Here is a 25,335-nt window from a genome sequence, read left to right as displayed (position 1 = left end):
TGATTAAAAATGCCAGAAAATAGTATTTTCTTTCGTAAAGTTGATGTTGAAACGAAATCAAATAAAAATTGAAACTTTTAGAGAATTGGTTGGAATGTAAATTATTTTATAAACCATTCAAAATCAAAAGTGACTATTACATAATTTTCTTAAAAACCTCCATACTAATTCCAATATGGGGGTTTGTTATGGACGGATTAAAACTTAAGTGGATTTATCGATTATGTCTTATATTATTAATAGGACTAATTGGAATCGTATTTTATTATTTAAAACCGGTTTATTATCATATCATTATAGGTATTTTAAAAGCACTGATTCCTTTTTTAATTGGGCTCATTATAGCGTATTTATTACATCCAGCGATTGAATACATTCATAAAAAAGGTTTAAAAAGAGTATATGCTATTCTTTTAATATATTTATTATTTTTTGGTGGAGCAGTATTAGGATTGTACTTATTAATACCGATATTTAAACAACAATGGAACGATATCCTTCTTTCCTTCCCAAAGGTACTTTCATTATATGATACGTTTCTATCGAAAATTGAACGTAAAACCTCTAGGATGCCAATCTTTTTACATAATCGAGTGGATTTAATGATTAATGGTGCAGAGCAATTTGGTATTTCTTTAGTCAATCGAACCGGGGATTGGATGAAGCATTTTGTGAATAATTTCATCTCAATTATCATTATTCCATTTATTGTTTTTTATTTTTTAAAGGATTATAAAGTTCTAGCAGATATAATGATTAAGTTTATTCCAACTAAATGGAGAGATGAAACTAAAGGTTTAGCGGTCGAGTTGGACAATACATTTGGAAAGTATATTCGTGGTCAAATTTTTGTTTGCTTTTTATTATTTATTATGGCGACCATTTTTTTATGGATTGGTAAAATGAAATATGCACTAGTATTAGGGCTAATCATTGGCATCACAGATATCATTCCGTATTTCGGCCCAATTATTGGTGCATTGCCTACTTTATTTTTAGCTGCATCCGAAGGTACGAATCTTATTATTCGTGTTGGTATTATTCTCATTGTGTTGCAATTAATTGAAGGGAATGTATTATCGCCTTTAATTATTGGAAAGTCGATTCACACACATCCTGTGATTATTATGTTTACTTTATTAGTAGCAGGTGAAGTTGCAGGATTTACTGGTTTATTATTAGCGGTGCCGGGTTTAGTTGTTGTTATTTCAATTCTGAGGTATTTCCACAATAGAAAACAGCATCTATCATCTTGACTTTCAATTTTTACAATGATACTATTTTTTCATACAATAAAATTTGCAAAATTTTGAAGGAAAAAGTATGTCACAGCCCATTTGAGCAATATTTGCGTAGAGAGAAGTTTCCTTGGCTGAAAGAAACTTTAATGAAGGGTGACAGAACAGCTACTCCTGAATGCAGCTAATCACTGACGTCTGGCCACGTTACGGTCTCTTGAGGTGATGAATAGACTAAAGGGGCATGTAATGGCCTAAGCAATTGCTTTCTATTCATAATCAGGGTGGTATCGCGAGTACATCTCGTCCCTGTTTTAGGGACGGGATTTTTTTGTTTTTTTTGACAAAATAATATACATAAATATGGAGGTATACACTAAATGAAAAAGCTAACTGCTGCTCAAATTCGTCAAATGTATTTAGATTTCTTTAAACAAAAAGGTCACGCTGTTGAACCAAGTGCATCTTTAGTACCGGTAGAAGATCCAACTTTATTATGGATTAATAGTGGCGTTGCAACATTAAAAAAATATTTTGATGGTCGTGTAATTCCTGAGAACCCAAGAATTACTAACTCTCAAAAATCAATCCGTACAAATGATATTGAAAATGTAGGGAAAACAGCTCGTCACCATACTTTCTTTGAAATGTTAGGTAACTTTTCAATTGGAGATTATTTCCGTGAAGAAGCAGTAACTTGGGGTTGGGAATTATTAACTTCAGATGAATGGTTTGGATTTGAAAAAGAAAAATTATATGTAACTGTGTATCCAGAAGATAAAGTGACATATGATTTATGGATTAAATTAGGATTAGATCCTGAGCATATCATTCTGTTAGAAGGAAACTTCTGGGAAATTGGCGAAGGTCCATGTGGTCCTTGTACTGAAATCTTTTATGACCGTGGAACGAAATATGATACAGAAAATATCGGCATTAAACTGCTAAAAGAAGATTTAGAAAATGATCGTTATTTAGAAATTTGGAATATCGTATTTTCTCAATTCAATTCAAAAGACGGCTTAAATAGAAATGAATATCCAGAATTACCAAGTAAAAACATTGATACTGGAATGGGCTTAGAGCGTATGGCAAGTGTTTTACAAGAAGTAGACACAAATTTTGATACAGATTTATTTATGCCAATTATCAATGTTGTAGAAACAATCTCTGGTCAATCATATAGAAATGGTGATTTAGATAAAGATACTGCGTTTAAAGTAATCGCAGATCACATCAGAACTGTATCATTTGCTGTAGCGGATGGTGCACTTCCATCAAACGAAGGAAGAGGATATGTTTTACGTAGACTAATTCGTCGTGCTGTACGTTTTGCGAAAAAGTTAGGTGTAGAGCGTCCATTTATGTTTGAGTTAGTGCCTGTAGTGGCTGAAATAATGGAAAGCTATTATCCAACAGTGAAAGAAAAAATACCTTTTATTCAAAAAGTTATTAAAAACGAAGAAGAGCGTTTCCATGAAACATTACATGAAGGGTTAGCACTACTTACAACTGTAATGAAAGGTGCGAAAGCAGAAGGTAGTACTGTTATTAAAGGGGAAGATGTGTTCCGTCTGTATGATACTTATGGATTCCCAATCGAATTAACAGAAGAGTACGCTGAAGAAGAAGGCTTAACTGTAGACCATGATGGTTTTGAAGTTGAGATGGAGAAGCAACGTGAACGTGCTCGTGCTGCTCGTCAAGACGTAGATTCTATGCAAGTACAAAGTGAAGCACTTCGTGAAATTAAAGAAGTATCTTCTTTCGTAGGATATGGTGAAGGTACTGTTGAATCAACTGTTCTTGCTTTAGTAAAAGACGGTGAAAAAGTTGAAGATGTTGCAAGCGGTGAAGAAGCACACTTAATTCTTGATGTAACACCTTTCTACGCTGAAAGTGGTGGACAAATTGCAGATAAAGGAACTTTAACTGATGCTGGTTTAAAAGTAGAAGTTCTTGATGTACAAAAAGCACCTAATGGACAAAATTTACATCGTGTTAAAGTTGTTGAAGGTGCACTGTCAGTCGGTTCAAAAGTCACTGCTACAATTAACAAAGCTAATCGTTCTAGCATTGTTAAAAACCATACAGCAACTCATTTATTACACCAAGCATTAAAAGATGTATTAGGAACTCACGTGAATCAAGCTGGTTCATTAGTAAACCAAGAACGTCTTCGTTTTGACTTTTCGCATTTTGGTCAAGTTTTACCTGAAGAACTTGAAACAATTGAGAAAATTGTAAACGAAAAAATTTGGGAGAGCATTCCAGTTAATATTTCTGAAAAAGCAATCTCTGAAGCAAAAGCAATGGGTGCGATGGCATTATTTGGAGAAAAATATGGCGATGTTGTAAGAGTTGTTCAAGTTGGTGACTATAGTCTAGAGCTATGTGGTGGATGCCATGTTGATAATACAGCATCAATTGGTACTTTTAAAATTATTTCTGAGTCAGGTATCGGAGCAGGAACTCGTCGGATCGAAGCTGTTACTGGAAAAGCTGCTTATGAATATATGCAAGAGCAAATCGGTCAATTGAAAGATGCTGCAGGTCTATTAAAATCAAATACAAAAGATGTTGTATCTAGAATTGAAACTTTACAATCAGAATTGAAGCAAGTACAAAAAGAAAATGAATCACTTTCTTCAAAATTAAGTAACATTGAAGCAGGGAATATTAGTAACAATGTAAAAGAAGTAAATGGAGTGAAATTTGTAGCTGCTAAAGTAAATGGTGCAGATATGAATAGCCTTCGTACTATGGTTGATGATTTAAAAAATAAAGTTGGATCTGTAGTTGTATTACTTGGTTCTGCTAATGATGGAAAAGTTAATCTAATTGCAGGTGTGACAAAGGATTTAGTCGGTCAAGGATATCATGCTGGTAACCTGATTAAAGAAGCTGCTACAATATGTGGCGGTGGAGGCGGAGGCCGTCCAGATATGGCTCAAGCTGGTGGTAAGGATGCATCTAAACTTGATGAGGCAGTTGCATTTGTTGAACAATGGATGGCGACGATTTCTAAATAATACAGAAGTTGTGTACAATAACAGATAGATACGTTTAATGAAATTTTAGTTAATTCGTAATCTACCATATAAAAATGGTACAATATGTTTAGCTAGAAATAAACGGATAAGTGGGGTGCCTTATATGGATTCATTTGATAAAACGATGAAGTTTAGTTTGCAAGACGAGGGACAAGATATTCGAGTAAATGAAGTATTATTAAAGGTTCATGATGCATTACAAGAAAAAGGCTATAATCCAATCAATCAAATAGTAGGATACTTATTATCAGGCGATCCTGCATATATTCCTCGTCATAATGATGCAAGAAGTATGATGAAAAAGCTTGAACGTGATGAAATTATTGAAGAATTAGTAAAATCTTACTTACAACAACATCGTGGAGAATAATAAATGAGAGCACTTGGGCTAGATGTAGGAACTAAAACAATAGGCGTAGCTGTAAGTGATGCACTAGGTTGGACAGCTCAAGGAATTGAGACAGTTAAAATTAACGAAGAGCGCCAAATATTTGGACTTGACCGACTAAAAGAAATCATTGAAAGCTATGAAATAGACAAAGTAATAGTAGGTTTGCCTAAAAATATGAATGGAAGTATTGGTGAACGAGGAGAAGCATGTCAACGTTTTGCCAAATTAATTGAAGAAGAATTCAATCTTCCGGTTATACTATGGGATGAAAGACTTTCTACGATGGCAGCTGAAAGATTTTTAATCTCAGCCGATGTTAGTCGTAAAAAGAGAAAACAAGTAATTGATAAAATGGCTGCAGTAGTTATTTTACAAAATTACTTAGATAGTATAAAGTGATAATGAAAAGTGGAAGTGTGGAATGCTTTTAACCATTCCACAATCCACTATACATAATTTGTGAAATGATAACGAGGTGATATAAATGGAACACGGTGAAGACAGACAAATTACGATCGTAGATGAAGAAGGTAATGAGATTCTTTGCAATATCGTTTTAACTTTTGAATCTGATGATTATAATAAATCATACGTAATCTACACTGCAGTTGGACAAGAGTTCGATGAAGATGGAGATCCTGAATACCACGCTTCTAGCTTTATTCCAGCAGAAGATGGTGAAGACGGTGAATTATTCCCAATCGAAACTGATGAAGAGTGGGAAATGATTGAAGAAGTTCTTAACACATTCTTTGATGAAGAAGAAGGCGAATAATTCAATTCACTTTTTTAAAATGCTAAACGCTTATATAAGTGTTTAGCATTTTTTTTATGTAGAAAATTGCCGATAATTGGAATGTTTGTAGTATACTAATACGTGATGAAGGAGGTAGATAAATTGATGTCATTTTCGAATTTTGAAAAAAGAGGAATTAAATCATCAAATAAAAATAAAAGTGGAATGCGCGTTTTCCTATACATAATCATAGCGATCTTAGTGTGTATTGCAGCTGCTTTAGCATCATATAAGTATATGTTAATGCCAGTAAATGCATCTAATAAACAAGAACAACTAGTTACAATCCCACAAGGTAGCTCAGTTGGGGACATAGCATCAATTTTTAAGAAACAAAAATTAATAAAAAATACTGAGGTATTTAAGGTATATGTAAAATTACATAATAATGCGAGTTTAAAGGCTGGTAATTATAATTTCAGTCAAAATCAAGGTGTTTCTACGATCGTTAAACATCTGCAAACTGGTGGAAAATATCAGGTAGCAGTTAAGGATTTAACAATTCCTGAAGGTACTCAACTGATAGAAATCGCAGGAATCATAGCTAAAGAATTTAAGCTAGATGAAGCAACTGTACTAAAACAGTTGAATGATAAAGCGTTTATTCAATCTTTACAAAAAAAGTATCCAGACTTATTAACGAATGAAATGTTTAAAAAGGGAATTCGTTATCCATTAGAAGGTTATTTATATCCATCAACCTATCTTTATGGTGAATTTAAACCGAGTCTAGAAGAAATTATTGCGCCTATGTTAAATCAAACAAAGAGTACTTTAGACAAGTATAAAAATGAGATGGCAAATAAAAAACTGTCACCTCATAAAACCTTAACAATGGCTTCACTGATTGAAGAAGAAGCAAATGAGTTAACAGATCGAAAATTAATTTCAAGCGTATTTTATAATCGACTAAATATTGATATGCCATTACAAACGGATCCAACTGTTCTTTATGCGTTAGGAAAGCATAAATCTAGAGTACTTTACAAAGATTTAGAGGTTGAGTCGCCATATAATACTTATTATATTAAAGGCTTACCAATCGGACCGATTGCAAGTGCAGGTGTTGAAAGTATCGAAGCTGCATTAAAACCCGCTAAATCTGACTATTTATACTTTTTAGCGAATAAAGAGGGTGAAGTAATCTTCACTAAATCACTCAAAGAACATAATACAGAAAAAGATAAGCATATAAATTAAGAAGTTGGCAATACTTGTATAAAAAATAGCAAATTCCTCAGTAAAATCATCGTTTTCACTGAGGAATTTTGTATATTAAAACGCTTAAAAAACTTGTTACTATTCTTGGTACTAGCCAAGGGTCTTTTTTTTATGTTAGAATATTACGGGTCAAAATAAATTCAGTTACAGGAAATTTACTTACACCTTGTTAAAAAATATTTCAGTTTGTAGACAAAATATAACACTAGAGATATAGACTGTCTGAAAACGCTTGTCTTTTGAGGCGCAAGCAGGCGAAGTAACAAAGAAAGCGAGCGTTTGGCAGGCAGTCTAAGACAAGGTTGTATTTCTATTGGAGGCTTTATTAGAAATGAATGAAGTTTTAGTTCGCCAGTATTTGGCGAATTTTTATAAACATAGAGAACCTTTTATAGAAGAAATGGAATTGTATGCATTGGAGCAGCATGTTCCGATTATGGATAAAGCAGGCATGGAGTTTATGCTAGGTTTACTGTATTTAATACAACCTTCATCCATTTTAGAAATTGGAAGTGCGATCGGTTATTCAAGTATCCGAATGGCAAAAGCTTTCCCAGAGTTAAAAATTGTTACGATGGAACGAAACGCAGCGCGAATCCGTAAAGCGAAAGAATATATAGACAGAAGTGGATATAGTAATAGAATTACACTTTTAGAAGGCGATGCTTTACTTTTAAAAGAAGATTTGCCAGATAACAGACAATTCGATGTCATTTTTATAGATGCTGCGAAAGCTCAATATCAAAAATTTTTTGAACTGTACGAGCCATTATTGTCTGATAGAGGTGTAATCATTTCAGATAATGTTTTATTTAAAGGACAAGTAGCAGAGAGTGCCGATATTGTTGAAGATCGACGTAAACGAGCTTTAATTAAAAGGATACAAAATTACAATGAATGGTTAATGAATCATCCTATGTATGACTCGACAATTATACCTATAGGTGATGGAGTGGCCATCAGTAAGAAAAGGGGAGTTAACAATGTTCAAGCCTGAATTATTAGTTACGCCAACAAACGTAAATGACATAGAAAAATTAGCAGATGCAGGTGCTGATGCAGTTATGATTGGTGAACAGCGATTTGGATTACGATTAGCGGGTGAATTTAATCGCGATGCTGTAAAGGAAGCTGTCACTATTGCACATCAAAAGGGCATCAAAGTATATGTAGCAATGAACGGAGTATTTCATAATGAAATTTTAGATGAAATTGACGACTATATTACATTTTTACGTGATGCAAATGTAGATGCAATTGTATTCGGTGATCCGGCTGTATTAATGTCAGTGCGTCAAATTGCGCCAAATATGCAATTACATTGGAATACAGAAACAACTGCAACTAACTGGTTTACTTGTAATTACTGGGGTAAGCGTGGTGCAAAACGTGCTGTATTAGCAAGGGAACTTAGTTTTGAAGCGGTAACAGAAATGAAAGAAAATGCTGAAATAGAAATTGAAGTACAAGTTCATGGTATGACTTGTATGTTCCAATCTAAGCGCTCATTAGTTGGAAACTATTTTGAATATCAAGGCAAAAACTTGGAAGTTATTCAACAAAAGAAATTCGAAGAGAATATGTTCTTAGTAGATAACGAACGGAATAATAAATATCCGATTTTTGAAGATATCAATGGAACGCACATTATGAGCCCTAATGATATTTGTATCATTAATGAACTAGAAGAATTAATTGATGCAGGCATCGATTCTTTAAAAATTGACGGAGTATTAAAATCATCAGAATACATCATTGAAGTAACAAAACTATATAGACAAGCAATTGATTTATGTGTAGAAGATAGGGATGCTTACGAAGACATTAAAGAAGAGCTTTATGAAAAAATCGAAGCAATTCAACCTGTAAATCGCAGATTAGACACAGGATTCTTCTTTAAAGAAACAGTATATTAATCGATACTCACATTGGCTCTCGTGAGCATTAGAACAGTACAATTGAAAGTCGATTCTGTTCATGGACTTATGACCTAGAGGAGTTAGTATAAAAACTTAAGAAAACGTAATGCCGTGGGTGTTCGACAAAATACCTAGGATAAATAGATAACATTTAAAATGAAATATTGTATGAGGAGGAAGAACAATGGCAATTGGACAATTAGATAAAATTGTTGATGGTAAACGTATAATTGTAAAAAAACCAGAACTTTTAGCGCCAGCAGGTAATTTAGAGAAATTAAAAATTGCAGTTAGATACGGTGCAGATGCCGTGTTTATTGGTGGAAGAGAGTTTGGATTACGTTCGAATGCTGATAACTTCTCATTAGAAGATATGGCTGAAGGTGTAGAATTTGCAAACAAATACGGAGCAAAAATTTATGTAACTACAAATATCTTTGCTCATAATGAAAATATGGACGGACTTGTTGATTATTTACAAGGTATTGAATCTGCAGGAGTAACTGGTATCATCGTAGCAGATCCATATATCATTGAGACTTGTAAACAAGCTGCTCCTAAATTAGAAGTTCACTTAAGTACGCAACAATCTCTTTCAAATTATCGTGCAGCTCAGTACTGGAAAGAAGAAGGATTACACCGATTAGTTTTAGCTCGTGAGACAAGCTATGAGGAAATCAAAGAAATAAAAGAAAAAGTAGATGTTGAAATTGAAACATTTATTCACGGAGCAATGTGTATTGCTTACTCAGGTCGCTGTACGTTAAGTAATCATATGACTGCACGTGATTCTAATCGTGGTGGATGCTGTCAGTCATGCCGTTGGGACTATGATTTAGTACAAACTGAATCACAAGTACAAGGCGCTTCTGAAAGTTCATTATACGAAGAAGAAGATGCTCCATTTGCAATGAGTCCAAAGGATTTGAACTTATTAAGATCGATTCCCAAGTTTATTGAAATTGGTGTAGATAGCTTAAAAATTGAAGGACGTATGAAATCAATTCATTATGTAGCGACTGTTGTTTCTGTTTATCGTAAAATAATTGATGCATATTGTGCTGATCCTGATAACTTTGAGTTTAAAGAAGAATGGGTTGAAGAATTAGATAAATGTGCGAACCGTGAAACTGCTTCTTCATTCTTTGAAGGATTCCCAGGAATGAAAGAACAGATGTTTGGAAACCATAGCAAAAAAACTACGTATGATTTTGCTGGACTTGTATTAGACTATGATGAGCAAACTGGAATCGCAACAATTCAACAACGTAACTACTTCAAGCCTGGTGATCAAATTGAATTCTTTGGTCCGGAACTTGAAAACTTCAAACAAACTGTTGGCGTAATTGTTGATGAAGAGGGTACGGAATTAGATGCTGCAAGACATCCATTAGAAATTGTAAAAATTAAAGTTGATCAAAAAGTATATCCTTACAACATGATGAGGAAAAAGTTAGTTTGATAAGAAAGAGGGATTGAAGTATGGGGAATAAGCCCATTGTTATTGGAATTGCTGGAGGTACTGGCTCTGGTAAAACATCTGTGACTAAGGCAATTTATGACCAATTTAAAGGTCATTCGATTTTAATGATTCAGCAAGATTCTTATTATAAAGATCAAACTCACTTACCGATGGATGAGAGATTAAAAACAAATTACGATCATCCATTAGCATTTGATAATGATTTATTTATTGAACATATCAATCAATTATTGCAATATAAAGCTATTGAAAAACCTGTATATGATTATACGATTCATACCAGATCTTCAGAAACAATCCCTGTTGAACCAAAAGAAGTTATTATTTTAGAAGGTATTTTGGTTTTAGAAGACGAGCGTTTACGTGATTTAATGGATATTAAAATATTCGTTGATACGGATGCTGATTTAAGAATCCTTCGTAGAATACAACGTGATATTAAAGAGCGTGGTAGAACAGTCGACTCAGTTGTGGACCAATACGTTAATGTTGTTCGTCCTATGCATAATCAATTTTGTGAACCATCAAAGAAATTTGCTGATATCATTATTCCAGAAGGTGGACAAAACTTTGTTGCAATTGACTTAATGGCAACGAAAATTCAGACTATACTTGAAAGAGTAAGTGTATTATAATACCTTAATATGAGAGAATAATTCATAAATCATAGATAAGAAAGATGGAGAAGGTCTAACTTCTTCATCTTTCTATATAAAAAGAATGCGTTTTCAAAAGTGAATGAATCATTAATTATTCTCATACACTGTTTGTACAACTACATTGTATAAACATAAAATTAGGAATTCTACATAAAGAAACGGTGGATACTAAAAGGAGTGTACAAAATGGCTATTGAAAAAAAATTCCCTATGACACTAGCTGGGAAAGAAAAATTAGAACAAGAATTAGAAACTTTAAAAACGGTAAAACGTGCTGAGGTTGTAGAACGTATTAAAATTGCTCGTAGTTTTGGAGATCTATCAGAGAACTCAGAGTACGATGCTGCTAAAGATGAGCAAGCGTTTGTTGAAGGCCGTATTACAACTTTAGAAAATATGATTCGTAATGCTGAAATTATTACTGAAAGCAAAGAAGCTTCTGATACAGTAGCTTTAGGTAAATCAGTAACATTTTTAGAATTACCAGCAGGCGATGAAGAAACTTATGCAATCGTAGGTAGCGCTGAAGCTGACCCATTTGAAGGTAAAATTTCAAACGACTCTCCAATTGCTAGAAGCTTATTAGGGAAAAAAGTCGGTGAAGAAGTAACAGTTTCAACTCCAGGTGGAGATATGCAAGTTAGAATTATTGCTGTTAAATAAACAGTAATTGTTTAAAAATTAAAAATAATAGTTTGAAATAAGAACACCCCGTCTACAATGTAGATGAGGTGTTTTTTTATGATCAGACGAATTAAAGCTATACTCATTTTGTTTTCATTATTGTTTTCTGTTTTAATATATAGATGTTTAGATATTGGCGTTCTTCATCAAAAAAACTTTGGGCCAAGTAATGTTAATTTAATTGAGCGTAGTGTGGCGCAAAGAACATTTCAATTTCGAATTGATAATGGACGTGGAAAAATTCTAGACCGAAATGGAAAGCTACTAAGTGCTGCATATACACCAAAAGTGATCTTGTTTCCATTTTTAAAAAGTATAGATTGGCCAATTGAGAAATTGTCTACAATTACTGGAGTCTCTGAATATGATATTAAAAATCAATTTATAGGAAAAAAAGAACCTTTTACATTAAAAGGTATTTCGAATGAATTAACATCAGAAAAAATAGATCAAATTAATAATTTACATGTTTCTGGGTTAATCTCTATGTTGTCTCAAGATGAAGACGATCAGCAATTAGCTGAACATTTAATAGGAATTGCAAGGGAAAATAAAGAACAATATGAAAAACAATATGAAAGTGACCGTGATTATAAGCCAAAAGAGTTTGGGGTAATCGGGTTAGAAGCACAATTTGAAGACTTTCTAAAGTCAGATGGAACATCTAATTTAATGCTTCATGTTGATAATTTAGGTAAACCAATGTTTGGAAATGAAGTAAAATATGCAAAACCTAGTAATCCTTTCTATCCGGTCTCTTTAGAAACGACTATTGATAAAGACTTACAGCAAATACTTGAACAAGCTGTCAATCAAGCGAAGCTACAAAAAGGAGCGGTTGTTCTAATAGATGTGAAAACAAATAAATTACTAGCAATGGTCAGTAGACCGTCTATGAACTATCAAAACTTATTTACTCAAAATGATAATACTGCTACAAACTTTGCATTACAGCCTAGTACACCGGGATCTGTCTTTAAAACTGTAGTAGCTGCTGCGGCAATTGATCAAGGAATCGTTCAAGATAAGCAAATATATAACTGTGATAAGGATCTACGAGGTAATTATGAAAAAGATGAAGATAAAAGGAAAGGAAATTTAACCTTTCAAGAAAGCTTTTATGCTAGCTGTAATTACACTTTTGGACTTTTAGGACAGAAATTATCATTAAAAAATAAAGATATGTTTGAAACATATGCCACAAAATTAGGGATGAATGGTCCAGTAGGTTGGACAGGATCTGTATATCATGAAGCTAGTTTTAGTCAATTTCAAAACGAAGGCAATTCAACCTATTTTGGTGGTAATAAACCACTTGAGGGATTAAGGAATACCTCGATCGGTCAAAAGGATGTAAAAGTAACACCATTAGCCGTTGCTAACATGATGTCAACAATCGCTCGTGGAGGATCACCAAAACAAGTAAAGGTCGTCGATTCAGTTCAGTATAAGAATGGTACAGAAATGTTTGCATTTGAAAATCAAACATTAACAGATGATTATCTATCACCGGATTCCATGCAACAGTTGAGAGAAATGCTACGTGGTGTTATCACAAGTGAAAAGGGGACTGGAAGAAGATACAGTAGTCTACCTTATACGCTAGCTGGAAAAAGTGGTACAGCTGAGACGAAAAAAGAGAAAGACAAAATTACTGAACAGAACAAATGGTTTGCAGGATATTTTCCATATGAAAAACCGCAGTATGCCTTTGCGGTGGTGAGCTTAAATGTGAAAGATGAAATTACATCGACATCTGATACGGTTACAAATTTAGTAAAATCTATCTACGATTACGACAAAACTCACAAAAAATAGACTATTTAGTATTAATGGACTCTATGATAAAATGGGGAAAATTAGTTGTTTTTGGGGGATATTGTCAAATGGCTTCAGTTGAAAAGAATGGAAGGGTTCGCAAGCTAAGAAGAGAACGTAGAGGAAATTATTTTTTTCGCATTCTATTAGTTCCGCTTCTTATAGGCATCGTTTATTTAGGCGTAAAAATATCTATGCCTATTATTGAACAACAAAAAATCGAGCCGAAACAAGCAATAGCCGAGAACAATACCAAAGCTATGGAATCAAAACCGATTGCAACAGATGAACCGAACCCATACCAAGCAAAATTTAGAGATAAAGTAAATGAAATCATAAAGAATTCAATTGAAGATGAAAATATCATTCAATCAACTGTTAAAGAATGGAAACCAACTACCACTTCACAAACCGGTGAACATATCGTTCAATACAGTTTTAAATCTAATGATTTCTACGAAATGGAAGAAGCCGTTTCTAATGCGATTTCATTAACGAAAAAAGATTTTTCAGTATGGCATCTTGGTAGAGGATATGATGACCAAAGTGTAAAGATATTTGTCGCAACGACAGACCTAACATATAAGTATGTAGTGCATTTACATTGGGTAGAAAACGAAGGTTGGCTGCCAATCCTTGTTCAAGAAGTGAAGGAATTAACTTATTAATACTCTTTATGGATTATAAATAATTTATTACACGTTGAGCAATACTTCCATGAGCGGTTCCAAAATAATGTTTATCAAGCAGTAGATTTCTCGCCTAATAAATAGTGAGGAAGTCTTCTGCTTGTTTCTGTGCGATATAGGTGTAGGATTTGATTGTGTGTGGTAAAATGATAAAAGTTTGAAAGAAAGTAGGGATTTAGTGTGAAAATTGCAATTATTGGTGCAATGGAAGAAGAAGTGCACGTATTACGTGATAAATTAGATAACTTAAAAAAAGAAGATGTTGCTGGTTCAGAATATAATGTTGGTACATATGAAGGTAAAGAAGTCGTTTTATTAAAATCAGGTATTGGAAAAGTTAATGCTGCAATGGCAACTGCTATTTTGTTAGAAAAATATCAGCCAGACGTAGTCATTAATACTGGCTCTGCTGGTGGATTACATACTGATCTGAATGTTGGTGATGTTGTTATCTCTACAGAAGTACGTCATCATGATGTTGATGTAACAGCATTTAATTATGAGTACGGACAAGTACCAGGTATGCCTGCAGCGTTTCCTGCAGACGAGAAGTTAAAAGAAATTGCTAAAAAATGTGCAGAAAAAGTAAATGGAATCCAAGTAGTTGAAGGTTTAATCGTAACTGGTGATTCATTTATGAATGATCCAGTAAGAGTAGAGTTTGTTAAAGGAAAATTCGGTGATCTTTATGCAGTAGAAATGGAAGCAGCGGCTATTGCTCAAGTTTGTTATGCATTTAAGGTACCATTTGTTGTAACTCGTGCATTATCAGATATCGCTGGTAAAGAATCAAGCATATCATTTGATCAATTCATTCACACAGCGGCTGTAAATTCTACTCTGATGGTAGAAGAAATGATTAAAGCCTTATAATGTAGGAAAAGATGCCTTTTTTGAAAAGGCATCTTTTATTTTATGGCACTATAGAGATATACTCCTGTGCTACGAGGTCTGAAGTGATTTATTCTTAACTTATAGGTAATTTTAGGGTACATAACCCTATTAATTTTTTTCTATGCTATTAAACCTTTAATTAAGAGAACAAGCAGCCACATGAATGTGCCTGCTTGTTTTTTCTTATTATTTTTTAACGACGGGTACCCAAAATTCGCCGTAGAAAGTGCCGTCGCCGTTATCTTTGCGATAAGTTGCATTTGGACCGCCAACGTAAGCATAGTCAGTGATTTGGGCCAAGACCTCGCCAAAAGCCCGGTAAGTTAGCTGATCAAACAAAGTTTCCTTTTCGCCATTTCCTGCGAGCACGATGTACTCGCTCTCTGGAAACTCGATGATGCGCGTTGCGTCAGATACTGATTTGCCAGCTTCAACCGCAAAATAATTCCAAGGTTTGCCTTGATAAACTTCGTTGACTGACCATTCGCGATCGTCTTTTGCTGCGTCTTTTAGCTTATCAAAACGGCCGTCAGCCTTGAGTAAACCCCAAAACTCAGCTTTTTCCTTTTGCATAGCTTGCATGTCTTGGAAATTTGACTGGATTGAAAAACCATAAGCGGTCAATGTGAATGATTTTTTATGTTCAAGTGTGTAATTTTCCATGTGAGCACTCCTTTTTTTTCATGTTTATCTTCTGAGAGGTCGGGCTGAGTTAAAAAATACCAACGATTCTCAAATTGGTGAAGCATAGCCCTCTTACCACCAAAAGCTTACTGTAATTTTGACAAATTTGACAAGTTTATCCTTGGATTTTTTTTGCACGAAGCCACATTTCTCCGTAGAATTCACCGTTTTCAGTTGATTTGACAAATGTTGAGTTGCCAGGGCCAACGTATTTGTAGTCTGTGATTTCTTGCAACATGCCACTGAAAACCTTGCCTGTGATTTCGTCAGCAAGGCGATCTTTGTCAGTGCCTGTACCCGGCACGACGATGTAGTCGCCAGCGAGGAAATCTAGTACAACTGCTCCTTCCACATTGAACTCACCCATCACGCCGAAGCCTCGCCAAGCCTTGTGGTCGATGACGTAGTTGATTTGATATTCTTGCCCGTCAGCTATCGCGAGAAGTTCAGCTAGCTTACCATTTTCAGTGATTTCAGCTTTTTTCGCTGCAGTTTTTGCTGCATTACCTGCCCAGTCGTTGTAGTCTTCAAGTGAAACACCGAAAGCTGTCATTTTGTAGTTTTCTGAAATTGTTTTGATTGAGTATTTAGTCATTTTGTTCTCTCCTTTGTGGATTTAGTTTTTACAAGATTGATTCTATTTGCCAAATATATCAAAAAATGATACCTTTTTTGAAAATCAAATAAATGAATTTTTATTAACTATTCCCTTGAAAAATTAAGATTTACATAATAATAATCTTAATGTAAATAGAATTTTACTGTCAGGTCAGTTATTTATTTTCCTACATTTTTGATACAATAAAAATATGAAGAAAATAGAACGAGTAAACCTGATCATGCGCTACATAAATAATCGTGCACATTTTACGATTGCCGAGATTCAGCGGGAGTTCAAGATATCCCGCGCCACGGCAATCCGCGACATTAACGAGATTCAAGCGATGGGATTTCCGCTGACGTCCGAGCTTGGTCGAGGTGGAGGCTACTTTGTCCTGCAAAATCAGTATCTGCCCGCTACCCGATTTACGCCAGATGAGCTGAAAGCGATGTTTATCAGCTTTATTGCTTCGAAAAATTCGCAGCTGCCCTATCTGCAAAATCGTCGCTCAATTACTGAAAAACTTATCGGTATCGCGTCGCAAACTCAGCAAGACGAGCTGATCGAGCTGAACAATATCTTGCTTTTTGAAAATACCAATCCTGCCAATCCGAATCTTTTGGAGCTCGATGATGCTGCGCCTGCGGAACTGAACCAACTGATTTCACTTGCTGTACGGGATAAGCATTTGCGTGTGACTTATGAGCGGACTCCTGGCTGGCCGCAGTTGATGGACGTTTTTTTGCTACATATTTTTAACTCGAACACACAGTGGCTGGTCGAGGTTTATGATTTTGATTCGGAGGAATTTCGTTATTTGCCTGTTGAGATGCTGAGGGATTCTGCAATTTCTGAGCGGGAGATGAAGTGGTCTGAGCAAGAGATTTTAAACAAAAAACTGCTTTTTGCACGTGAATCCAATCTTGTTGTTAAGCTTGATACGATTGGGATTCAACGCTTTAAGCGTATGCACCCTCCGGGGATTATTTTGTCATTTACAGGGATGTTTCAGTCGAGTGGTATATTCAATGTTCAGCTGGATGTAACCGATGTTGAGGCACTGGAGTATTATGCAGATTGGCTTTTGTATTTGGGAAAAGGGGTCAAGTTTGAGCGGATTCCTGATGAGCTACGAGTGATATTGGAAGATCGTTTAGCCAATTTAAGATTTCCTTGAGTATTATTAATTAATAATATTATTGTAAATTAAACGTAGAAAGGCCCGTCATCAATGAGCAAAATTGTTTATTGTGATAGGCCTTTTTATGTCTATATGCATGTTCAGAAGCTTGACTAAGTATATAAAAAAAGATTGCAAGGATTAATTTCAATTATGATTCTTTATCTATTGGTGAAGTAATTTTATCTTTGTACAAATCAAAGTACAGTTGCTCATTTGTCCCTTGAACACAATATGAAACATCAGTTAAAGTTAATCCTCGTTGCTTTAATTCTGTTAATATCCAACTTTTTGTTAATTGATTTTGCGTGAAATTTTTAGTTATAATTTGGCCATCCATTATTAATTCAATAGGAAATGTTGATTGTAGTGGTGTAGTGATGCCTAAATCTTTTCTAGTTACATTTCGATATGGTGGTTTTTTTAATACTGATAACTGTCCATCAGCTTCAATTAAAGCGTATTCTACCTCATCAATATCGAATATATCTTTTCTCCTCAAGGATTGATTTAAAGAATCAATTGTAAATTTTAATGTTTCCATGTTTTTTTCAAGGATTTTTCCATCTTGAATAACAACAGTAGGTTCTCCATTAAATAATGCTCTAGCTTTTCTATTTTTCAATGAAACTAACGTGGCAATAAATATGATTGTGCTAAAAATTACTAATGCAGTAATGAAGTTACTGAAATGTATTGAAGTATTAAAGGTCAAATTTCCAACAATTGATCCTAGAGTAATTGAAGCAATATAGTCATGAAATGTCATTTGAGATATTGTTTGTTTCCCAAGTATATGTGCAATAAAAGTAAGTAAAACAAAAGCTGTTAGAGTTCTAAGTATGACTTCAAAAGTCACAATCATTATAATCACCTTGAACTTTTTTAAAATTAGTTTTTTACTTTAAAAATAAAAAAATACATAAGTAATCCCATTAGACCACAAAAAATTGTAGTCTTTTATAATTTGAAATCAAAAACATTGTCTATTATTTAAATATTGAGTGAGTACTCACTTTTTTGTTGACGCTCACTTATTTAAAGAATATGATAATAGTGAGTACTCACTCATTCTATAATAATAATATAAAGAACTAAATTAGAACGGAGGATGATGATGAGCGAAGTTGTACGAATTCACGAAGTTGATCGTCTTTTTGGAAAAAAATCTGTCATAAAGAACATTTCAATGAACATTGGTGAAGGAGAGATTTTTGGAATATTAGGTCCATCTGGATCTGGTAAGACAACTTTAATTAAATTAATTGCAGGTATTGATAAATGTTCTAAAGGAGAGGTGCTAGTATACGGAAAAGAAATGCCCGATTTTACTGTACTCACCAAAATTGGTTATATGGGACAGTCTGATGCATTGTATGCAGATTTAACTGGTTACGATAATTTAAGCTTCTTTGGCTCGCTTTATAATTTAAAAGGCAAGGAATTAAAAAGTAGAATTCAAGAAGTAGCAAAAATTGTTGGGTTGGAAGAGGCAATGAATAAACAAGTACATCATTATTCAGGTGGGATGAAGAAAAGATTATCACTTGCGATTTCGATACTCCATAAACCAACATTGTTAATTCTTGATGAACCGACTGTTGGAATTGATCCAGTTTTAAGAAAACAAATTTGGAAGCAATTTACAGATATGAAGGAGCAAGGAACGACGATAATTATTACAACTCACATTATGGAAGAAGCTGAGAAATGTGAACGAATAGGCTTAATACGTGAAGGTGAGTTAATTGCTTTAGATTCGACAGAACGATTAATCTCTAAGTCTGAAACTGGAAAAATTGAAGATTTATATTTTAAAAATGAGGTGAGCTTATGAAAGTCTTTGCAATCGCAAAAAGAATCATAAAACAATTTTTGAAAGATAAACGCTCACTTGCAATGATTTTTGTAGCCCCTATTGTTTTACTATTTTTATTTTCTTATATTTTAAAACAAGATGATTCTAAACCAACAATGGCACTAGTAAATGCGCCACAAATTTTTGAAAATGAATTGAAAAACTTTGCGAAAATAGTAGATGTAGATGAGTCAAAGATTAAAGACCAACTGAAAGATAAAGAAATTGATGGAGCAGTTGTATTTAAAAATGAAAAAATAATTGTTCAGTTTGAAGGTACTGATAACGCTAGGACCTCAGCTGTTATTACGTCGATTCAAGACACGATTAAAGAAATTACACCGTCACAATTTGAACTGGTGATGGACCCTATGTACGGTAGTGATGGAATGGAAACCTTTGATTCTATTGGACCTATTTTTATCGGCTTTTTCTCTTTCTTATTTGTTTTTATTCTAGCAGGTATTTCATTTGTACGTGAACGTTTAACGACAACGCTAGAGCGATTACTTGTAACACCTGTAAAACGATGGGAAATTGTTTTTGGTTATATAATTGGTTTTGGATTTTTTGCATTAATTCAATCTTTGATTATAACAATCTTTTCAATCAATGTATTAGATATGTATAATGTAGGTGATGCGTGGGAAGTATGTGTAGTTAACATTTTACTATCACTAACTGCACTTACACTTGGAATGTTGCTATCTGCTTATGCAAATAATGAGTTTCAAGTTGTTCAATTTATCCCAGTAATCGTTGTCCCTCAAATACTTTTCTCTGGTATTTTTTCTACAGCTTTCTTACCAGACTGGTTTAAGGTATTCGGTAGCATTTTACCTTTAACATATGGTGCAGAAGCATTACGAGCTATTATGATAAAAGGACAATCATTAGCTGATATTAGCTTACAACTTGCCATTTTACTAGGATTTTCAATATGCTTTATTGTGATCAATATTTTTGCTTTAAAGAAACAGCGTTCTATATAAGGAGTGTTACCCATTAAATTAGAAGATTTCCTACCACATGAAAAATTACAAGAGATGAATGAAAAAGAGATAAAGATTCTAGAAGCAGCGATTGATATTTTTGCTGAAAAAGGCTTTGTTAGTACCTCAACAAATGAAATTGCCAAAAAAGCAAATGTTGCAGAAGGAACAATTTTTCGCTATTTCAAAACAAAAAAAGATTTATTAAAAAGTATTATTAAACCAACTCTTGTCAAAACAATTGCGCCTTTTGAGATGGATCGTTTTTCTAAAGCGGTATTTCATATGGAATACGAAACATTCGAAGATTTTCTAAACGTATTAATTGTAAACCGAATGGAGTTTGCGAAAAAGAATACAGCTGTAATCAAAATCATCATTCAAGAAATTCCATTTCAACAAGAGATGCAAGAAGAACTAAAAAAACTATTTAAAGAAAAAATGTATCCAAGAGTAGAAACAGTTCTACAATACTTTATTGATAAAGGTCAAATTTCAGATTTGCCAATTCATACGATTTTACGTTTAATTATTACAAGTGTAATGGGGCTTGTTGTTTCAACAATTGCATTAAAAGATATTTCGTTTTGGGATGAAAACCTAGAAATTGAGCGTACAATACAGTTTATCAAACAAGGCTTACAATGATAGTTCTACTTTTAAAAAAATGGTGAAAACATAAAAACCAACGCTTAAGAGAAATGATTCTCTAGGCGTTGGTTTTTATATTTAACTCATTAACTTTTGAATGTTAATCCACTATCCAATAAAGCAGTTCTAAGTTTAGGTAAGGAAGCTTTGCCCATGCCGTGAAATGTCAATATTTCTTTTTCACTATATGTTGATAGTTTCTCCAAAGAAGTAATACCATTGTTTTCTAAAGCACGTCTAGCAGGTGCGGATAGTTGTGATAGAAAACCGTTTTCAGGTTTTCGTTCCTGTTCACAAGTCGGACAGGTTGGGCAGTCAGTACTTTTATAATATTTGTGCCCTTTGTTGCAAACCCTTAAATTCTTCTCAGAAGTTGCCATTTATTAGTCTCCTTAATCCACGTACTTGTTAATAAAGTACAAATCTACTATGCATTCTAACAAGTTTATTTTAACACAAACAGTATAGTAAGCATCAATTATCAATCGTTTGGTATACATAAAAAAACTTTTTGACACTTTTCTTTTTCCTTTCATTTTCCTTCTTTTCCTCTATTTCCCTACTCAAAGTATGAATAAATTATGTTATAGTAAATTAGACATTGAGAAGGGAAGGTGTAGATCACGTGAACTTAAAAAAACTACAAGCAAAAGTAAATGATTTTAAAACATTCGGTGCAATTACGACAGCATTGGCAACTTTTTTCTATATCGGGACTCTACTACCAAAGGACGGTTTATCCCAATCTAAAATTATTGTAATAGAATGTATAGTGTTCGGAATGCTTATTTTATCACTTATATTTTTCCTAACATCTAATCATTTTTATCGAAAATTAAAAAATGAAGAACAAGCATAAAAACCACTGTGAAAACAGTGGTTATTTTTTACTTTTTATCCTTTTTCTTATCTTTCTCTGCTCTCAAAAACTCATGATACATCTTCATTAATGCACGTTTTTCAATTCTTGAAACATAACTCCTAGAAATACCCAATTTTTTGGCAATTTCACGTTGCGTTAACTCTTTATCCATATCGATACCAAATCTTTGTATAATAACATCTTTTTCACGTTCATCTAAAATTTTGATGTATTGTTTTATCTTTTCCAATTCCATGTTTAATTGAATTTGATCAACAACATCTTCTGTTTCTGTTTTTAATATGTCGAGCAATGAAATTTCATTACCTTCTTTATCTTGACCAATAGGGTCATGTAATGAAACGTCTTTTTTCGTTTTCTTTAAAGCTCTTAGATGCATAAGTATTTCGTTTTCAATACATCGAGCAGCATAGGTTGCTAATTTGGTTCCTTTACCTTGAACAAAGCTCTCAATTGCCTTAATAAGGCCGATGGTACCAATTGAAATCAAATCCTCGGCATCTTCACCTGTATTTTCAAATTTCTTCACAATATGCGCTACGAGTCTTAAATTATGTTCAATTAATAAATTTCTTGCTTCTCCATCACCCTCAGCCATTCTATTTAAGTAAAGTGTTTCTTCAGCTTGTGAGAGAGGCTGTGGAAATGCATTGTTTTTTACATATGAAACAAACACAAACACTTCTTTTAAGAACAGACTTAAGGCGGTAAATAAACCAGGCATATAATCACTCCTAAGGAAGGTTAGGTAAGTTGTTATTTATATATCTATGAGTTGAAAGTGGTCTGTGTGTCTGTACCATATAAAAAATGTAAGGAATATAAAAAAAATGTTGAAAAGAGTAAGCGCTACCATTTCAATAGACATGTATCTTTTAAAAAAATATCACATATCATAAAAAAAATATGCATTGACAGTCCATTTAACAGTGCTATATAATCCTCATTAATACCTTTTATGAAGAATTTTTTGACAATTTAATACGTTGCGATGAAAAGAGCACAGTAGGCATAACTTCACTGTTTTAGAGAGCTGACGGTCGCTGGAAGTCAGTACAAAAGCTATGCTGAATTACATTCTTGGAGCAATTTCTATCTCTTCTTTAAATGAGAGTAGAAACGGTCGATGATCGATCGTTAACAAAACGAAGGTGGTGAACATTTTTGTTCACAACTAGGGTGGTACCGCGAACTTTATTAATTCGTCCCTACTGTTTATTCAGTAGGGATTTTTTATTTTCATTTTTTACATACTTACTTCAATTTTTATGAAGTTGTATTGGCAATATAAATACTAATAAAAAATTTTAGGAGGAAAAAGAAATGAGTACAAACAATGAATTGGTTCAATTACGTGACAAGGTTGATGAAATTAATTTAAAAATTGTTGAGCTTTTAAATGAGCGAGGTACAGTCGTACAAGAGATTGGTAAACAAAAGATTAAGCATGGTATTAAGCGTTTTGATCCGGTACGTGAACGTGAAGTACTTGATATGATTGCGAATGTTAATGAAGGACCTTTTGAAACATCTACACTACAACATATTTTCAAAACGATCTTCCAAGCAAGTCTTGAATTACAAGAAGATGATCACAGAAAAGCTCTTTTAGTATCAAGAAAGAAAAAACCTGAAAATACGATTGTAAGAGTGAAAAACGATTTGCTTGGCGATGGCTCACAATCATTTATTATGGGACCATGTGCTGTTGAAAGTTATGAACAAGTTCGCGCAGTTGGGCAAGCAATGAAGCAACAAGGTTTAACAATGATGCGTGGTGGAGCATTTAAACCTAGAACGTCTCCATATGATTTCCAAGGATTAGGATATGAAGGTTTACAAATTTTAAGAGATGTTGCAGATGAATTCGATCTATCAGTCATTAGTGAAATTTTAAATCCAAACGATGTAGAACGAGCTTTAGAGTACGTTGATGTGATTCAAATTGGAGCTCGTAATATGCAAAACTTTGATTTACTTCGCACAGTAGGTCAAGTAAATAAACCAGTATTATTAAAACGTGGTTTATCTGCTACAATTGAAGAATTTATAAATGCAGCAGAATACATTATTTCTCAAGGAAATGATCAAATCATTCTTTGTGAACGAGGAATTAGAACTTATGAGAGAGCAACTCGTAATACATTAGACATCTCAGCAGTTCCAATTTTAAAGAAAGAAACACATTTACCTGTTGTCGTTGATGTTACGCACTCTACTGGTCGAAAAGATTTATTATTACCAACAGCAAAAGCAGCTTTAGCAATTGGTGCAGATGCAGTAATGGCTGAAGTACATCCTGATCCAGCGGTAGCATTATCAGATTCAGCTCAACAAATGAACATTCCTCAATTTGAAGAATTCATGCATGAGCTAAAAGATTTCCGTGCTAAACTTCAGTCATAAGCTTCAACATTCTATTTAAGGAAAGATGGGCGGTGAGGGCGTGAAAAAGAATGTCCTCTTAATTGGCACAGGTCTAATTGGCGGTTCAATCTCACTCGCAATCAAAAAAGTACATGACGTGAATATCATCGGTTTTGATGTGAATGAATCGCAGTTAGAAATAGGTAAGAGAATGAAAATATTAGATGCATCCTCGATCCAATTGAAAGAATGTGCCGAGGATGCACATCTTATCATCTTTTCATGTCCTGTTGAGGAATCAATCAAATATATTCATATTTTGAGTGAATATCAATTAAGAGAAGATGTCATGATTACGGATGTAGGTAGTACTAAAGGTGAGATTATGAGGCATTCGAAAATTCTTACTGATAAAGGTTATTGCTTTATCGGTGGACATCCGATGGCTGGTTCTCACAAAACTGGAATTGAAAGTGCAAAGGTACATTTATTTGAAAATGCATACTATATTTTATCACCTAATGAACATACTACTAAGGATCAAATTGATGAGCTCAAAAATTGGCTAAAGGGGACAGGATCTCATTTTGTTGTCTTAGATGAAAAAACGCATGATAACATAACTGGGGTTGTCAGTCATTTTCCTCATTTAATTGCTGCTAGCTTAGTAAAGCAAGTCCAACAATATTCTAAAATTGAACCATTAGCAACTTCACTTGCTGCTGGAGGGTTTAGAGATATTACGAGGATTGCATCAAGTAGTCCGAAAATGTGGACTGATATTGTGATTCAAAATAAAGATACACTTCTCTCTCTCATCTCAAGGTGGATAGAAGATATGAAAGAAATGTATCATTTAGTTGAGAAACAAGAACATGAAGATATCTACAATTATTTTAAAGATTCAAAGGATTTTCGTGATAATATGCCAGCAAAAGCAAATGGAGCAATTCCAAGCTATTTTGACTTATATATTGATGTGATGGACCGTGTTGGAGAGTTGTCCAATATCACGACAATTTTATCAATTCACCAAGTCAGTATCACGAATTTAAGAATCATTGAATCAAGAGAAGGCTTACCTGGTGTATTAAGAGTTAGTCTTCAAACTGAAAAAGATCGAGACAAAGCAAAAAACTTTTTGAATGTGAACGGCTATGAAACATATATTGTTAATTAAATGAAAGCACTTCATCAAGATTGGTGAGGTGCTTCTTTATAGAAATAAAAATGAATAGTCAGTCTATTTTGTGTACCAATTTTCTGAAATTTGT

26 protein-coding genes and 1 other annotated feature are annotated in these 25,335 nt (G+C 33.7%); of the genes, 21 read left to right on the top strand and 5 right to left on the bottom strand.

All coding sequences use genetic code 11. From position 1 onward, the window contains the following. Nucleotides 1-188: 188 nt before the first annotated feature. The 14 genes from V7056_RS04310 (at nucleotide 189) to mtnN (ending at nucleotide 14,824) form a co-directional block, all read left to right on the top strand. On the top strand, nucleotides 189-1,256 hold the full coding sequence (locus V7056_RS04310) for an AI-2E family transporter (RefSeq protein WP_499699595.1): 1,068 nt from the start codon (nucleotides 189-191) through the stop codon (nucleotides 1,254-1,256). A 362-nt stretch (nucleotides 1,257-1,618) separates the two neighbouring features. Further along, nucleotides 1,619-4,270, top strand: coding sequence for an alanine--tRNA ligase (alaS, locus tag V7056_RS04305; protein ID WP_499699593.1), 2,652 nt, complete (start codon nucleotides 1,619-1,621; stop codon nucleotides 4,268-4,270). A 124-nt stretch (nucleotides 4,271-4,394) separates the two neighbouring features. Beyond that, nucleotides 4,395-4,661 carry an IreB family regulatory phosphoprotein gene (locus V7056_RS04300; RefSeq protein WP_056472706.1) on the top strand — a complete coding sequence of 89 codons (267 nt, stop codon included), beginning with the start codon at nucleotides 4,395-4,397 and terminating at the stop codon, nucleotides 4,659-4,661. 3 nt (nucleotides 4,662-4,664) lie between these two features. After that, nucleotides 4,665-5,081 (top strand): Holliday junction resolvase RuvX, encoded by a 417-nt coding sequence (gene ruvX, locus V7056_RS04295; RefSeq protein WP_499699591.1) that lies wholly within the window; start codon nucleotides 4,665-4,667, stop codon nucleotides 5,079-5,081. 85 nt (nucleotides 5,082-5,166) lie between these two features. Further along, the gene (locus V7056_RS04290) at nucleotides 5,167-5,457 is read left to right on the top strand and encodes a DUF1292 domain-containing protein (protein ID WP_499699589.1); all 291 of its coding nucleotides are present in this window, start codon (nucleotides 5,167-5,169) and stop codon (nucleotides 5,455-5,457) included. Nucleotides 5,458-5,583: 126 nt separating this feature from the next. Next, nucleotides 5,584-6,678, top strand: a complete 1,095-nt coding sequence (gene mltG / locus V7056_RS04285) for an endolytic transglycosylase MltG (RefSeq protein WP_499699587.1) — start codon at nucleotides 5,584-5,586, stop codon at nucleotides 6,676-6,678. A gap of 352 nt (nucleotides 6,679-7,030) precedes the next feature. Continuing rightward, a complete protein-coding gene (locus V7056_RS04280; protein ID WP_499699585.1) occupies nucleotides 7,031-7,696 on the top strand; it encodes an O-methyltransferase in 666 nt (221 codons plus the stop codon). Then, nucleotides 7,683-8,615, top strand: a complete 933-nt coding sequence (locus V7056_RS04275; protein ID WP_499699583.1) for a peptidase U32 family protein — start codon at nucleotides 7,683-7,685, stop codon at nucleotides 8,613-8,615. The genes V7056_RS04280 and V7056_RS04275 overlap by 14 nt, the downstream gene beginning before the upstream one ends. Before the next feature lie 187 nt (nucleotides 8,616-8,802). Then, on the top strand, nucleotides 8,803-10,080 hold the full coding sequence (locus V7056_RS04270) for a peptidase U32 family protein (RefSeq protein WP_499699581.1): 1,278 nt from the start codon (nucleotides 8,803-8,805) through the stop codon (nucleotides 10,078-10,080). A gap of 20 nt (nucleotides 10,081-10,100) precedes the next feature. Next, a complete protein-coding gene (udk, locus tag V7056_RS04265; protein WP_087998673.1) occupies nucleotides 10,101-10,736 on the top strand; it encodes a uridine kinase in 636 nt (211 codons plus the stop codon). Nucleotides 10,737-10,946: 210 nt separating this feature from the next. Then, on the top strand, nucleotides 10,947-11,423 hold the full coding sequence (greA, locus tag V7056_RS04260; protein ID WP_087998674.1) for a transcription elongation factor GreA: 477 nt from the start codon (nucleotides 10,947-10,949) through the stop codon (nucleotides 11,421-11,423). 78 nt (nucleotides 11,424-11,501) lie between these two features. Beyond that, nucleotides 11,502-13,262 (top strand): peptidoglycan D,D-transpeptidase FtsI family protein, encoded by a 1,761-nt coding sequence (locus V7056_RS04255; RefSeq protein WP_499699579.1) that lies wholly within the window; start codon nucleotides 11,502-11,504, stop codon nucleotides 13,260-13,262. A 68-nt stretch (nucleotides 13,263-13,330) separates the two neighbouring features. Next, a complete protein-coding gene (locus V7056_RS04250; RefSeq protein ID WP_499699577.1) occupies nucleotides 13,331-13,930 on the top strand; it encodes a YrrS family protein in 600 nt (199 codons plus the stop codon). Nucleotides 13,931-14,131: 201 nt separating this feature from the next. After that, entirely contained in the window at nucleotides 14,132-14,824 is a 693-nt protein-coding gene (mtnN, locus tag V7056_RS04245; RefSeq protein WP_499699575.1) for a 5'-methylthioadenosine/S-adenosylhomocysteine nucleosidase, read from the top strand. 207 nt (nucleotides 14,825-15,031) lie between these two features. Here the strand turns inward: mtnN and V7056_RS04240 are convergent, their stop codons facing one another. Both V7056_RS04240 and V7056_RS04235 read right to left on the bottom strand, forming a co-directional pair. Continuing rightward, nucleotides 15,032-15,508 carry a GyrI-like domain-containing protein gene (locus tag V7056_RS04240; protein ID WP_499699573.1) on the bottom strand — a complete coding sequence of 159 codons (477 nt, stop codon included), beginning with the start codon at nucleotides 15,506-15,508 and terminating at the stop codon, nucleotides 15,032-15,034. Nucleotides 15,509-15,644: 136 nt separating this feature from the next. After that, a complete protein-coding gene (locus V7056_RS04235; RefSeq protein WP_499699571.1) occupies nucleotides 15,645-16,124 on the bottom strand; it encodes a hypothetical protein in 480 nt (159 codons plus the stop codon). Nucleotides 16,125-16,338: 214 nt separating this feature from the next. Here V7056_RS04235 and V7056_RS04230 point away from each other — a divergent pair, with 214 nt between their 5' ends. Beyond that, nucleotides 16,339-17,307, top strand: coding sequence for a helix-turn-helix transcriptional regulator (locus V7056_RS04230; RefSeq protein WP_499699569.1), 969 nt, complete (start codon nucleotides 16,339-16,341; stop codon nucleotides 17,305-17,307). A gap of 154 nt (nucleotides 17,308-17,461) precedes the next feature. Here V7056_RS04230 and V7056_RS04225 read toward each other — a convergent pair whose 3' ends face one another. Further along, entirely contained in the window at nucleotides 17,462-18,172 is a 711-nt protein-coding gene (locus V7056_RS04225) for a DUF421 domain-containing protein (RefSeq protein WP_499699646.1), read from the bottom strand. A 252-nt stretch (nucleotides 18,173-18,424) separates the two neighbouring features. On the opposite strand from V7056_RS04225, the gene V7056_RS04220 reads away from it, so the two are divergent. From V7056_RS04220 to V7056_RS04210, 3 genes are read left to right on the top strand one after another with little or no spacing between them, the layout of a single operon-like run. Beyond that, entirely contained in the window at nucleotides 18,425-19,147 is a 723-nt protein-coding gene (locus V7056_RS04220; protein ID WP_499699567.1) for an ABC transporter ATP-binding protein, read from the top strand. Next, nucleotides 19,144-20,160, top strand: a complete 1,017-nt coding sequence (locus tag V7056_RS04215; RefSeq protein WP_499699565.1) for an ABC transporter permease — start codon at nucleotides 19,144-19,146, stop codon at nucleotides 20,158-20,160. The genes V7056_RS04220 and V7056_RS04215 overlap by 4 nt, the downstream gene beginning before the upstream one ends. A 3-nt stretch (nucleotides 20,161-20,163) precedes the next feature. Beyond that, a complete protein-coding gene (locus V7056_RS04210) occupies nucleotides 20,164-20,808 on the top strand; it encodes a TetR/AcrR family transcriptional regulator (protein ID WP_499699563.1) in 645 nt (214 codons plus the stop codon). 89 nt (nucleotides 20,809-20,897) lie between these two features. On the opposite strand, the gene V7056_RS04205 is transcribed toward V7056_RS04210, so the two are convergent. After that, nucleotides 20,898-21,191, bottom strand: a complete 294-nt coding sequence (locus tag V7056_RS04205) for an RNA polymerase alpha subunit C-terminal domain-containing protein (protein ID WP_499699560.1) — start codon at nucleotides 21,189-21,191, stop codon at nucleotides 20,898-20,900. Nucleotides 21,192-21,436: 245 nt separating this feature from the next. Between V7056_RS04205 and V7056_RS04200 the strand changes: the two genes are divergently transcribed. Then, a complete protein-coding gene (locus V7056_RS04200) occupies nucleotides 21,437-21,670 on the top strand; it encodes a YrhC family protein (protein ID WP_158093176.1) in 234 nt (77 codons plus the stop codon). A 28-nt stretch (nucleotides 21,671-21,698) separates the two neighbouring features. On the opposite strand, the gene sigK is transcribed toward V7056_RS04200, so the two are convergent. Continuing rightward, entirely contained in the window at nucleotides 21,699-22,418 is a 720-nt protein-coding gene (gene sigK, locus V7056_RS04195) for an RNA polymerase sporulation sigma factor SigK (protein WP_087998686.1), read from the bottom strand. Nucleotides 22,419-22,676: 258 nt separating this feature from the next. After that, nucleotides 22,677-22,907 (top strand) — a binding site (T-box leader). A 110-nt stretch (nucleotides 22,908-23,017) separates the two neighbouring features. On the opposite strand from sigK, the gene V7056_RS04190 reads away from it, so the two are divergent. Together V7056_RS04190 and V7056_RS04185 are read left to right on the top strand one after the other, a co-directional pair. After that, a complete protein-coding gene (locus V7056_RS04190) occupies nucleotides 23,018-24,100 on the top strand; it encodes a bifunctional 3-deoxy-7-phosphoheptulonate synthase/chorismate mutase (protein ID WP_499699557.1) in 1,083 nt (360 codons plus the stop codon). A gap of 40 nt (nucleotides 24,101-24,140) precedes the next feature. Further along, nucleotides 24,141-25,241 carry a prephenate dehydrogenase gene (locus V7056_RS04185; RefSeq protein ID WP_499699555.1) on the top strand — a complete coding sequence of 367 codons (1,101 nt, stop codon included), beginning with the start codon at nucleotides 24,141-24,143 and terminating at the stop codon, nucleotides 25,239-25,241. The last annotated feature ends 94 nt before the right edge of the window (nucleotides 25,242-25,335 follow it).

Source organism: Bacillus sp. JJ664, assembly GCF_036962205.1.
Lineage (GTDB): Bacteria > Bacillota > Bacilli > Bacillales > Bacillaceae_G > Gottfriedia.
The sequence above is the reverse complement of the archived record's forward strand: the minus strand, read 5'-3'. Positions and strand labels throughout refer to the sequence as shown.